At 59.7% G+C, this 12,877-nt stretch carries 10 protein-coding genes; 8 read left to right on the forward strand and 2 right to left on the reverse strand.

The features are described from left to right. Positions 1-1,004: 1,004 nt before the first annotated feature. Both OKW98_RS26080 and OKW98_RS26085 read left to right on the forward strand, forming a co-directional pair. Positions 1,005-2,963 carry a hypothetical protein gene (locus OKW98_RS26080; protein WP_265387270.1) on the forward strand — a complete coding sequence of 653 codons (1,959 nt, stop codon included), beginning with the start codon at positions 1,005-1,007 and terminating at the stop codon, positions 2,961-2,963. A 196-nt stretch (positions 2,964-3,159) separates the two neighbouring features. After that, positions 3,160-5,529 carry a hypothetical protein gene (locus OKW98_RS26085; RefSeq protein WP_265387271.1) on the forward strand — a complete coding sequence of 790 codons (2,370 nt, stop codon included), beginning with the start codon at positions 3,160-3,162 and terminating at the stop codon, positions 5,527-5,529. Positions 5,530-5,599: 70 nt separating this feature from the next. Here OKW98_RS26085 and OKW98_RS26090 read toward each other — a convergent pair whose 3' ends face one another. Both OKW98_RS26090 and OKW98_RS26095 read right to left on the reverse strand, forming a co-directional pair. Beyond that, complete coding sequence (locus tag OKW98_RS26090) at positions 5,600-6,406, reverse strand: AraC family transcriptional regulator (protein WP_265387272.1); 807 nt, start codon at positions 6,404-6,406, stop codon at positions 5,600-5,602. Between the two features lie 117 nt (positions 6,407-6,523). Beyond that, on the reverse strand, positions 6,524-7,801 hold the full coding sequence (locus OKW98_RS26095; RefSeq protein WP_265387273.1) for an acetyl-CoA C-acetyltransferase: 1,278 nt from the start codon (positions 7,799-7,801) through the stop codon (positions 6,524-6,526). A gap of 117 nt (positions 7,802-7,918) precedes the next feature. Between OKW98_RS26095 and OKW98_RS26100 the strand changes: the two genes are divergently transcribed. From OKW98_RS26100 to OKW98_RS26125, 6 genes are all read left to right on the forward strand, one after another. Then, on the forward strand, positions 7,919-9,274 hold the full coding sequence (locus OKW98_RS26100; protein ID WP_265387274.1) for a 3-oxoacyl-ACP reductase: 1,356 nt from the start codon (positions 7,919-7,921) through the stop codon (positions 9,272-9,274). Between the two features lie 87 nt (positions 9,275-9,361). After that, positions 9,362-10,237: a MaoC/PaaZ C-terminal domain-containing protein gene (locus OKW98_RS26105; protein ID WP_265387275.1), complete on the forward strand. Its 876-nt coding sequence runs from the start codon at positions 9,362-9,364 to the stop codon at positions 10,235-10,237. Positions 10,238-10,483: 246 nt separating this feature from the next. Then, positions 10,484-10,789 carry a MazG-like family protein gene (locus OKW98_RS26110; RefSeq protein WP_265387276.1) on the forward strand — a complete coding sequence of 102 codons (306 nt, stop codon included), beginning with the start codon at positions 10,484-10,486 and terminating at the stop codon, positions 10,787-10,789. After that, positions 10,786-11,535: a methyltransferase gene (locus OKW98_RS26115; RefSeq protein WP_265387277.1), complete on the forward strand. Its 750-nt coding sequence runs from the start codon at positions 10,786-10,788 to the stop codon at positions 11,533-11,535. The genes OKW98_RS26110 and OKW98_RS26115 overlap by 4 nt, the downstream gene beginning before the upstream one ends. Before the next feature lie 34 nt (positions 11,536-11,569). Further along, positions 11,570-12,199 (forward strand): DUF4136 domain-containing protein, encoded by a 630-nt coding sequence (locus OKW98_RS26120; RefSeq protein ID WP_265387278.1) that lies wholly within the window; start codon positions 11,570-11,572, stop codon positions 12,197-12,199. 43 nt (positions 12,200-12,242) lie between these two features. After that, positions 12,243-12,812, forward strand: a complete 570-nt coding sequence (locus OKW98_RS26125) for a DUF4136 domain-containing protein (RefSeq protein WP_265387279.1) — start codon at positions 12,243-12,245, stop codon at positions 12,810-12,812. Positions 12,813-12,877 lie beyond the last annotated feature (65 nt).

Consider the following 12,877-nt stretch of genomic DNA (forward strand, 5'->3'; position numbering starts at 1 on the left):
CCGTAAAAGGGTCAGCGCTACCGTCACCGCTTCCGTTGACGCTGACACCGGACAGGCCAACTTCGCTTTCAAAGGTTGCATAAACGCCGCCTCCAACGCCAGAAATGCTACCCCCGGTTACCACTGCGCGCGATGGGCCGTTGTCGTTAGCCCCCCGCGATTGACCAACAATCCATAGCTGCCAGTACTGACGACGGTGGCATCTGTGAGATTGGCGGAGGAGCCAACGAGGTTGATCCCCTCGAAGGCGGTAGACACCTTGCCGGAGGTAATGTTGAGCGTCGCACCGTCTACGGCGGTTATTTCAAGAGTACTCGCTCCCGGTAGGACATTGAGTGTCGACCTGGCGCTCAACAACCAGCCTTCCACACGTGCGTTCTCGTCAACGTTACGGGTGTCGTCTTCAGGCACTACTCCCCCGTAAGCCGATGAGCTCAGGGCGAATGCAACAGCCGACGCGATAACCGACAATGGCAGTGCACAGACGAGGTATCTTATATTCACGAAAAGTCTTCCCTTGAGCGTTTTGTACAAGCTGCTTTTACGCAACTTATGGCCAGCCGCGCATTAAACAGCAATCCCTTTAAATTAGACGTAGGACAAGACCTACAGGAATGTAGGACGTGTCCTAGAGACCCTTCAGAATCTTCGCCTCCTAATACACCCTGCGTTCTTACAGACAGAAGATTCACGTACTGGCCAAACAGATTTTTCATCTCTATTTATGACAGCCCGCCTTCTCAGTAAAAGCCAACTTCCGAGCCTGTCAAGACAACGTCTAAAATTCGACATGCATTATGTCGAATAGCGATTACCGTTATTTCGATTGGAAATAAACCAAAACGATCTACTGCAAAAAGTTAGCGACCTTATGTCGATTTAATCTTTTTAAAAAAAACCTGGAGTCGCTATTCTCAAATCTCCAAACAAAGCCACCCAACGATTCGGCATTTGAAGATCCGCCCCAAGGTGCCGAACACGACAACCCAAGGAAGGTAAACATCATGAGAACCACCGAAGTACTTTCAACTTCGAAACCTAGAAAGGGTACTTTTGCCGAGGATCCAACCCTGCTTCCCGCTGTGATACCCAACATACTGACCGCCAATAAAATCAAGGTGACGGAGGCCGACTCAGGCCTTAGGGTAGATGTACCTGCCTGGCCCGGAATTACTGCGGGCCACAACATATATGTCACAATCGGGGGCAATCTCTCAGCCAATAGAGTTACACCAGCACACGTAATAACCGCCGCAGAAGCCGCTGACCCGAAGACGATTTTCAGCTTCACCCTCAACTCGTCATACACCCTGGCAGAGGGACCGCTACTCGTCAGCTTCATGGATACAACTCGCACAGGCTCAAACCCCAGATGGCCAGTGACACCGGTAACCGTCGTCGTTGACCGCACCCCGCCAGGCGGAGATTTGCTGCCGCTGTTGCTTGATGCAAACGGCTCGGAGCTGAGTGGCACGCTGCTTGAAAGTGATCTGGTCGCCGATGAGTTCATCACGGCCGTATCGGACTACGACGGAACCGCACTCAACGACATCATCGAGCCCTTTATCATTGCTGAAGGCACAGTTCCGCCTGTCTATCTTTCGGGCTCGATTGAAATTGTGGATGCAGACGAAGTTCACACACGAAAAGTCCTTCTGCACTTCAAAAAGGCCGACATTGTCGCACTGGGGGACGGACTCCATAAGTTCGGCTATCGAGTCACTGACGAGCCCGGCAATGTGTCGAAAGATTCACCCGTGGCCAATATCCGGGTCATTCTTTCTGACGTTCCGAGCGCGCTGGACGCCCCCATCGTTCCGGCTTACAAAGACAGCACCGGTGCTGGTGATGGCGTGGTCAATGACGATGACGCTCGCGCCCAGGTTGAAGTTGAAGTACCGACTTACACGACCCCCAAAGTAAACGACATCATTACTGTTCACTGGGGTAGTCAGATTGCGACGGGATACTCACTCACTTTAGCGGATATCACGAGCGACCCCGTCACAACCATTCTGTTGTCCTTCGCCTTGGTCAGCGCCGAGGGAAGTGCCACCGAGGTACCGGTTTACTACACGGTCACCCGAGGAGGCCGGGAATTTCCGAAGTCACCGACAACCCTCGTCAATGTCGACCTCACCGTGCCCGGTGGCCCTGACCCGGCAACACTGTTGCGTCCAACCATCATCGTTGGTTTTAGCGGCGGGCCTGTAAACGAGATCCCGAACGACGACTTTGGCATGAACGCCACTGCCACGATCCCTTACCAAACCAACGATGTACCGGCTAAAAACGCCTTCCTTTCGGGAGATGTGGTGACGATTATCTGGGGCGGAGTGGAGGTATCGCCTGGCTACACTGTCGGCACGGCAGATGTAGGCCGAAACTTGCGCTTGACCGTCCCCGGCTCCTACATCAACACCTCTGGCAGCATTCCGGTCAGTTACATAATCAGGCGCGAGCTTTTGCCTCCTTACAGTCCGCCACAGTATGGCACCGGCAAGGCGCCGGATACCCTGGTGGATGTAAGGTCCGATATTGGCCTCCCCAACGACGGCAAGCCCTTTAACGGTCCAACATTCCCAAGGGTTAACGCCGACGGCGTGATTGATCAGGAAAACGGTAGGCTGGGAGGGATCATACGCTGCCCGGTCGACATCACCAATGTGACCGCCGATGATAGCATTACGCTGACGTTTATCGGACTCAATTTCGACGATGATACAATCGTCATTCCGGGGACGGAATATACTCACACCGATACACTGACAAGTGCAGACATCACACAGAAATATTATGAATTTACAGTGCCCGTCCCTACGTTAAGAAAAGTGTGCGTGGGATACGGCCGTGCAAGCTACGCACTGGAAAACGATAAAGGTACCGGAAGTTCAGACTTTTCTAAGGTCACCATCGACCTGAGCGATGCTAGTGATGGTACCTGCGCCACTGACTGGCCTTAGTGGTTTATGCAGTTCATTGAATCCTCAAGGGGCAAGCCTCATTCAACAAGCGTGATTAACATTGGATGAAACGGCCCCTTGAGCGGTTCGTGCAAGGTAGTGCAGGTAGTGCAAGGGGCTGAGTTCAAGCAGCCCCACCGCGCTGCATTGAACTGGGCAGCGATTCAGGGAAATTGATAATTCATAGGTAATTGTCATGAACTACATATTGGATATGAGCATAACGGCCACGCTCGTTGCACCCAGAATACCCGTGGTAGACCGACCCGATAAAGGCGGACTGGGGGTGGCAGAGCTGCGCAAGAACCCGCCAGAAGATGTCATCGTTACTGCGCCGTTGTTGCCCTCTATACCGGTCGGCTCTACGATAGTGCTTTTCTGGAGCGGCATGGCTGCAGATTCCTACGTGCTGACTGAACAACAACAAGCCACTGGATTGATTACCTTCAATGTACTGCCCGGGCAAATAGCGGATGCGGATCAGGCGGAACTGATTTACCAGATATTTTCACCCGTCGGCGGAAATCCGGCGGTGTCTGCACCGTATTATGTGCGCGTCAATACGAAGGTGCCCGGCTCGCCGCCACTCAATCCGGTAGAGCCCATAAACCAGAACCTGGCACCGCCGGGCGGTATCCCCACCCCCATCACCGATGCAATTGCGGCGAACGGAATCAACGTCATCATCGCTCCATGGACCAATATGGAAGTCGGAGATGTCCTCACGCTGACCTGGGGGCAAAGCAAAATCGTTCGGCCGCCACTGACCGCAGGTGAGCTGAACAGACCGGTCACGGTGCCAGTCAGCCAAGCCATTATCCTGGCCACCTCCAACACCCTGGACTTGAAAGTGTTTTATGACATCCGGGACAACGTGGGTAACTGGTCGCTCAATTCCTTGCCGGCAACAACCGATGTCGAGGCCGGTCCCAACACCCTGCCCTCACCTCGAATTCAAGAAGCCCTCGGCGATGATGACTTGGCGCTTGGGGAACTGGGCGCTCAGAACGCCCATGTATTGATTCCTGCCTACACGCCCTGGAACGTCGGGGATCGCGTCAATCTGTTTTGGTCAGGCTTGACCGCTGGAGGCATTGAGGTCAACCAGACCAAGGCATACACCATGCTCGCCGACGACGAAGGTTTTCCGGTGACCCTGGAAATCGACAATGCCACGGTTGTCGCTATTGCAGGCGGCAGAGCCATTGTCTATTACGAGGTCAACGGCACTTCAAGATCAAGACGCAAGGCCATTACTGTCAGCGGTGCACTCCAGCAACTTCCGGCGCCAAGCGTTGTGCAGGCACAAGGCGGCGAACTCGACCCGGCCAACGTTACCGCTGCCGGTGCCACCGTGCTTGTCAAATGGTCGCCTGGCATGACGCCCGGCGATCGCGTTTACCTTTACTGGAACGGCACCACTGCTGCCGGAGGTGACACTCATTTCACGGCAGACCAGCCTGTGATAGCGGCCGGTCAGGATCTTCTGTTTACGGTCCCGAAGGCTGAGCAGGTCATACCGCTGGCAGGCGGCAAGCTGGACCTGTACTACGTGGTGGTGTCTGGAGGGGGGCAACGGGCGTCGGATCACAGCTCGCTGACGGTCAAGGCTGTGGCCAATCAGCAACCACCTGCGCTGGATGTGCTTGAGGACAACGAAGCGACCCACGTGCTGGACATTTCCAACCTGACCGTCGTCACGGCGCGTGTCCCAAACTACGGCATGCTGGCCGGCGACATGGTACAGGTGCGCTGGGCTGGCATCACTCAGCACGACACCGCCGTGCAAACTGTAGCCGCCATAGGCCCCATGAACTTCAATCTCCCCCTCGCCTGGGCCACCGAAAATGTCGATCAACCGGCCGGCGTAACCCTCACGTACAGTTATGGACGTGGCGCCAATCCGGTGGTGACCTCACAGCCGCTTCACATTACCGTCACTCGACAGCAAGTCCCGCTGGACTTGATTGAGCCGTCGGTGGACCAGGCAGTGAACGATGAAATCGACTTCCACCAATTGGCCAACGGCGTGGCGACAGTCAGGGTCAACTACCCCGGCATGGCAGTCGGTCATACCGTGCGAGTGCGGTGGAGGGGCCGGATCGAATACTTCACTGACACCCGGCCAGTCACGGCTGTTGGCCCACTGTTGTTCGACATACCCCGGGACGAAGTGATCGATGTCATTGGCTCCACCGTTGATGTGAACTACTCGGTGGTCGTCGCCCCCGGAGCGCCGATTCAGGCATCGAAGATTTATCAACTGAGCGTAAAACGACAACCGTTGAATCTGGTAGCACCCACTATCAACGGTACGCGGGACAACGTCCGGGTCGACTATCCCGGCAGCTTGACCTCGCACACCATCGTGGTTCGATGGCTAGGCGTAACCGAACACAGCACCGCGATAAAACATCCCGAGCAGAATGGGTATTACGTCAACTTTTCCATTCCTGCGACCTGGGTCAGCGAGAACCGGGGCAGAACGGTACTGGTCAATTACAGCGTAGGGGTGGGAAACAATTCGCTGATTTTCTCCCAGATCTTGCGGGTAGATGTCCCGTAGGCCAATACGCAAGGCGGACCGTCGCGCCCACAGCGACACTCTGTAATCTCAACGGCCCGCTTTTAAACCTTCACCCCCGAAACAACTCACCCGGCGTAAACCCAAACAACCCTTTGAACGCTGCAATAAATGCCGAGGTCGAGTCGTAGCCACAAGCGAGCGCCGTGTTTGTGACGCTTGCGCCCTCCTCCAGCCCGTTGAGCGATGACAACAACCGCGCCCGCTGCCGCCAGCCGCGAAAGCTCAAGCCGGTTTCGCGCTGAAACAAACGCATCAAGGTTTTCTCGGACATGTTCAGGCGCGCGGCCCAGTCGGTGAGGGTGATGTTTTGGCCCGGCTGTTCGACAAGTTCATCGCACAGCGCCAACAGCCGTGGATGCCGGGGCGATGGCAGGGAAAACCCGACTTCCGGTAAGTGGCTGAGTTGATCAAGCAGCACTTGGACAAGCCGCGCTTCGCGGCTGTCTGGCTGTGGGTAATCGGCTGGTAATTGGCAGAAGGCCTTGATCAGTTCACGGGCAAGCGGCGTGACTTCCAGCACTCGGCAGCGATCCGGCGCCCAGTCGCAATCCTCTTTGCGCACATACAGGCTTCGCATCTCCGCGCGGGTTGACGTGATGACTTCATGTTCCAGCCCGGCGGGAACCCACACGCCCCACTGCGGCGGCGCGAAGAAGCTGCCGTGGGGGGTATGGACCCCGAGCACGCCACTGATTGCGTAGGAAAACTGCGCCCAGTCATGGCGATGAGTCGGCGTCCAGGAGCCCTCGCTCAGGCTTTCGGCCCGGGCATAAAGCGGGCGAGGAAGATGCAGAAGCGCCGGGATCCGGCGTTCGTTACCGGGATTTCGTAGGGAAGAGTGTCTGCTTGTCGGCATTACCGGGCGCCCGTGTGGGGATGGCCTGTGGGGGTCCTGCTTTATGGAGTGCGTGCCCCAAGAGGACAGATTACTTCACCGATCAACCTGGTAGATAATCCTTCCCCTTAATCCACGTCAGCTCTCGATAATGGCCGTCACGCCTTGGCCGCCTGCCGCGCAGACAGAGATCAAACCGCGCCCTCCTCCTTTCTTGCTCAGCAGTTTCGCCAGGTTCGCGACGATACGACCACCGGTCGCAGCGAACGGATGTCCCGCCGCCAGCGAGCTGCCTTTCACATTGAGCTTGCTGCGATCAATAGAGCCCAGCGGCGCGTCCAGCCCCAGACGCGATTTGCAGTAATCCGGGTCTTCCCACGCCTTCAAGGTGCACAGCACCTGCGCCGCGAAGGCCTCGTGAATCTCGTAATAATCGAAATCCTGCAGCGTCAACCCGTTGCGTGCCAGCAGACGAGGGACGGCGTAGACCGGAGCCATCAGCAGGCCTTCGTTACCGCGCACGAAATCCACGGCGGCGGCCTCGCCATCCCGCCAGTAGGCCAGAATAGGCAAGCCCCGCTCACGTGCCCACTCCTCGCTGGCAAGCAACACCAGCGACGCCCCGTCAGTCAGTGGCGTCGAGTTGCCCGCCGTCAGCGTGCCTTTTGCGCTGCGCTCGTAGGCGGGCTTGAGCGAGGCAAGTTTTTCCAGGCTCGCATCAGTGCGCAGGTTGTTGTCGCGGGTCAGGCCGAGGAATGGCGTGAGCAGGTCGTCCTGCCAACCTTGCGCGTACGCAGTGGCCATTTTTTGATGACTTTCCAGCGTCAGTTGGTCCTGTGCCTCGCGGGGGATGCCCCAGGTCTGCGCCATCAATTCGCAGTGCTGGCCCATCGACAAACCGGTGCGGGGTTCGCCATTGCGCGGCAGTTCCGGCTTGAGGTTATGCAGGCGCAATTGTGTCAGCGCCTTGAGCTTGTCAGCCGTCGTCTTGCTGCGATTGACCTGCAACAGGATCTGCCGCAGGTCCTCGTTGACGCCGATGGGCGCGTCGGAGGTGGTGTCGACGCCGCCGGCAATGCCGCACTCAATCTGACCGAGGGCGATCTTGTTCGCCACCAGCAGCGCCGCTTCGAGCCCGGTGCCGCAGGCTTGTTGAATATCGTAAGCCGGCGTTTGTGGCGACAGCCGCGAACCGAGCACGCATTCACGGGTGAGGTTGAAATCACGGGAGTGCTTGAGCACCGCGCCGGCGGCGACTTCGCCCATGCGCAGGCCGTGCAGGTTGAAGCGCTCGATCAGACCTTCCAGCGCAGCGGTCAGCATTTCCTGGTTGCTGGCGGTGGCATACGCGCCGTTGGAGCGTGCGAACGGAATGCGATTGCCGCCGACAATGGCCACGCGTCGTGTCTGAATCATCGAAATCTCCCTGCCCTGAATGCGTCTATCGTTTGAGAAGCGCTGCCTGACAGCGTAGGACCTATTACCCAACCATGCGGTCCACTGATTTGAACCCAGACGCAAGGAGAGTGTTCCATGGCATCCGATCGCTACATTGACTTCGTCAACTCCGACCTCGGCCGCAAGCTGGTCGGCGCCGTCGGTCTGCCAGCGCCCGCACGTCTGGAGCGCTGGCAGGCGGGGCGTCTGCGTCCGGTGGAGGGCGCGTTGTTACTGAGCGCGGGGCCGCTGGCCGAGCGAGTCAGCACCTTCGCGCCGCGCCTGACCGACGTGCTCTTTAGTGCTGGCGGCGAAGTCACGGGCGCCCACCCTTGGAATGCGGAGCAGAGCGGGAAGATCAAGGCTGTGGTGTTCGACGCCAGCACGCTGCTGCACACCTCCCAGCTGAGTCAGTTGCGCGAGTTCTTTCAGCCGATCCTGCGTCCTCTGGACAACAGCGCCCACGTCGTCATTCTTGCCCGTGCGCCGGATGCTCAAACTGATCCGCTGGCGGCCAGCACGCAGCAGGCCATCGAAGGTTTCAGCCGCTCGCTGGCCAAGGAAATGCGTAACGGTGGCACGGTTCAACTGCTGCAAGTAGAGGACGGCGCGGAAGATCAGCTCGAAGGCGCGCTGCGGTTCTTCCTGTCGCCGAAGAGTGCGTTCATCTCCGGTCAGGTCATTCGTCTGAGCACGTGCGCGCAACAGGTTCAGGACTGGACCCGTCCGCTGGCGGGGCGCAAAGCGCTGGTGACAGGGGCAGCCCGAGGCATCGGCGCGGCCATCGCGGAAACCCTGGCTCGCGACGGTGCGGAGGTGGTGTTGCTGGATGTGCCCCAGGCTAAATCCGATCTCGATGCGCTGGCGGCGCGTCTTGGTGGGCAGGCGCTGGTCCTGGACATCTGCGCACCGGACGCTGCCGCTCAGTTGATTGAACACTTGCCCGGCGGACTCGATATCGTCGTGCACAACGCTGGCATCACCCGGGACAAGACGCTGGCCAATATGCCTGCGGACTTTTGGGACTCGGTGCTCGACGTCAACCTCAATGCTCCCCAGGTGCTGACCCAGGCGCTGATCGACAGCGGCGCACTGCGCGACAACGGCAGTGTGATTCTGCTGGCGTCGATCAGCGGACTGGCAGGCAACCGCGGCCAGACCAACTACACCACGAGCAAGGCCGGGCTGATCGGCTATGCCCGGGCGATGGCGCCGATGCTTAAAGCGCGCGGTATCAGCATTAACGCTGTGGCACCGGGCTTCATCGAAACCAGCATGACCGCGCACATGCCCTTCGCCCTGCGCGAAGCCGGCCGACGCATGAGCTCGCTGGGCCAGGGTGGTCATCCGCAGGACGTGGCGGAAGCGGTGGCGTGGCTGGGTCAGCCGGGCTCTGGAGCGGTCAGTGGCCAGGTGCTGCGGGTGTGCGGCCAAAGCGTGCTCGGTGCTTGAGTGGGCATCGACACGATGAGCGTTTGAATGGCCGCCCCGTCGATCCGAGGCGGGGCTGATCTGCAGCATGACCACAGGAGAAACTCGATGAGTGCGCACTGGCGGTATCTGGACACGCCCCCGGCCCTGCCCGGCCTGTTCATGCAAGCGGCGCTGCGGCGCAAGGTCAGCGGCACGCAACTCCCGGATCAAGGGCTGCGGTGCTGGATGTCGGTGGACCCGGACAAGGTGAAAGCGTTTGCCCACGTCTGCGGCTTTGTCCCCGGCAGTCTGCTGCCGCCAACCTATCCCCACGTGCTGGCCTTCCCGCTGCAGATGAAGCTACTCACCGACAAGGACTTCCCCTTCCCGCTCCTCGGGCTGGTTCACCTTCATAACCGAATCAGCATTCATCGCCCGCTCGGCAGTGTGATCAAGGTCCAGGTCAGCGTGCATGTTGGCCATCTCAAACCCCATGCAAAAGGCGCGACCTTCAGCCTGATCACGCAGGTCGAAGATGCGTTGGGCCTGCTGTGGGAGGAAGAGAGCACGATGCTCTGCCGGGGCGTTCACGTGGACGGCGAGATCGACGGCGATTACGAACCGGCGCCACTGCCGATGGCGGAGCTGGCGACGTGGTCGGCGCCGTCGGACATTGGTCGTCAGTACGCGAAGGTCAGTGGTGATTACAACCCGATTCACCTGAGTGACAGCAGCGCCAGGCTGTTCGGTTTTACGAAGGCGATCGCCCACGGGCTGTGGATAAAAAGCCGCGCGCTGGCAGCGCTTGAAGATCATCTGCAGGCGTCGAATGTGGAGATATCGGTGGAATTTCACAAACCGGTGCGGCTGCCCAGCGGGGTGACGTTGTCCGCCAGCGCGGCGGGGTCCCATGGGCAGTTCAAGCTGGAAGGGCCGGAAGGGCCGGAAGGGCCGGAAGGGATCGTGCATATGCTGGGGAGCTGGCGGCCGGCCACGGAGTGATGGCTGCGCCTATTGTGCGCCCGTAGTTTTGCGGTGTGACATCTGACGCCTTCCCGGCTAAAGCCGGTCCCACTAGGAGCGTGAGGCGTGTCAATAAAGTTGAGGGCGCAGGCTGTTTAGTGGGACCGGCTTCAGCCGGGAATCGGCGCACCGCCGTAGCGGGTATCAAACCTGCGTCCCGGAGCATCGCCCCCCCTTGCGTCAATCGCCTATCCCCCTGAAGCTACGCACCTTCAGGAGACCCCCATGAACCTCGACGAACTCACTCAACGCCTGCATCGCATCCGCGATAACAACGACTGGCGGCAATTCCACAGCCCGAAAAACCTGGCCATGGCCGCCAGCGTGGAGATGGCTGAACTGGTGGAGATCTTCCAGTGGAAAACCGAAGAGCAGTCGCGTCAGCTGCCTGCTGATGAATTGGCGCACGCCGGGCAGGAAGTCGGGGACATCGTGCTTTACCTGTTGCTGTTGTGCAGCGAGTTGGGACTGGACATGGATGAAGTCGTGCGCGCGAAACTGGCGGATGGCGAACGGCGGTTCAGCCAATGAGCGACCGTCATTTCGATCAACTGGCGACGCGCTTCGCCGAAAAGATTTACGGCGGCGCCAAGGGGGCGATCCGCCTCGCGGTGCTGCAAGCCGATCTGACCGAGACCCTGCCGCAGCGACCCTTGCGCGTGCTGGACATCGGCGCCGGGCTTGGGCACATGTCGTTGTGGCTCGCCGAGCGAGGTCATGACGTCACCCTGGCTGAACCCGCTGCGCCCATGCTCGAAGGCGCTCGTCAGCGTTTTGCCGATGCGGGCCAGAGCGCCACGTTCATTCAGGCGCCTTGGCAGGAACTGACTGCGCAATTGGCCGAGCCCTACGATCTGGTGCTGTGCCACGCCGTGCTCGAGTGGCTCGCCGAGCCCTTCACCATTCTCCCTGTGTTGCGCCAACTGACTAAGCCTGACGGCTGGCTGTCATTGGCGTTCTACAACCGCGACGCACTGATTTACCGCAACCTGCTCAAGGGCCACTTCCGCAAAATGCGCAAGAACACCCTGGCCGGCGAAAAACAGAGCCTGACCCCCCAGGAGCCTCTTGATCCGCGTGAGTTGGCGGCGCAACTTGGCTCCCTGTGGCGAGTCGAAACCCAGAGTGGCGTTCGGGTTTTTCACGACTACATGCCGGTCGAGTTCCAGGCTCGAGCCGAGCTTGCGGACCTGCTGGAAATGGAGCTCGCACACCGTCGCCACCCGGCCTTCGCCGGACTGGGACGCTACCTGCACTGGATGTGCCGGGCTGTTTGACAGACGCTGCTTAACCAATGCTGCGGAGACCCTCATGAAACGCCGTCTCGCTTTGCTCTCCCTCTGCCTGGGCCTTGCCGCCTGCCAGAGCCCGAACCCGTATCGCGCTGTGTCTGCGGCCATTCCGCCAGCGCCGCCCCACGCCGCCAATGCCATTGACATGAGTGCCTACCCGGCGGCGCCCCGTGATTACGGCCGTTACCGCAACTGGGCGTGGCTTAACAACCAGTTGCCGCCGGGCACGCTCTGGGCAGACTCGGCCCAACTGGCCGAAGCCGTCAGCAACGGGCTGGATCAACGCGGTCTGCGGCCTTCGCAGAACCCGCAGGCGGCTGACCTGCGCGTGGCTGCCGACGCCCACGCAGAAACCCGGATTCGGCAGGTGCGCGATGACTATTACGATCCGTACTACGGCGGTTCAGGTGGGGGCTATTACGGTGGCAATGGCTACCGCAACGGTTATGGCGGTTATGCCAGCGTGCCCATCGTGCGCACCTATCAAGAACAGGTCGTTGTGGTGCGCATCAGCCTGTTCGATGCCCGCAGCGGTCAGCCGGTGTGGAGCGCCAGCGCCGAAACCGCCAGCGGCGGCGATCAATCGACGCGTGCCAAAGCCCTGCGCCAAGCCGTACAACAAGCTCTGACGGCCTACCCGCCGTCTTGATTTCGCGCCGCTTGGCGTTTTGTTTACACGCGGGAGAACCCCCATGTATCGCCGCATTGCTGTCCTCTGTGTCGCCCTGCTGCTCGGCGCCTGCCAGACCGATCGGGTCAACCGCGACTTCGACGCCCAGCGCGATTTCGGCGCCTACCGGTCCTGGGCGTGGAAGGAGCCGGGCTTGCAATATCAGCCCAACGATCCGCGTATCAAAAGTGACCTGACCGAGCAGCGAATTCGCCAGGCAGTGGCAGAGCAACTGGAGCAGCGCGGCCTGCGCATGGCGGCGCCGGGTGTGAAAGCGGACGTGCAACTGCAGACGTGGCTAATCGTCGAAAACCGCCAGCAGACGGTCACTACCAATTACGGCGGCGGTGGCGGTTACTGGGGTAATCCGTGGGCCGGCTATTGGGGCGGCCCGATCGGCACCGAGACGCGCAACGTCGACTACAAGGTCTCGACGCTGCAGATCGACATGCTAGACGGCAAGGACGGCAAGCTGGTGTGGCGCGGCAGCACCGAGCAAATGGTCAGTGACGGCAACGCCAACCCTGCTACGCGCGAGCAGGCTTTGCGCCAGACGGTGCAGAACATCCTGCAGCAATATCCGCCGCATTGAGGGTTGATCAGACTGACCACCGCCGCGAATCCGTAATGGTCGGTTTGCTGGCTGAGCACCAAGAA

The sequence above is a fragment of the Pseudomonas sp. KU26590 genome (assembly GCF_026153515.1).
GTDB lineage: Bacteria > Pseudomonadota > Gammaproteobacteria > Pseudomonadales > Pseudomonadaceae > Aquipseudomonas.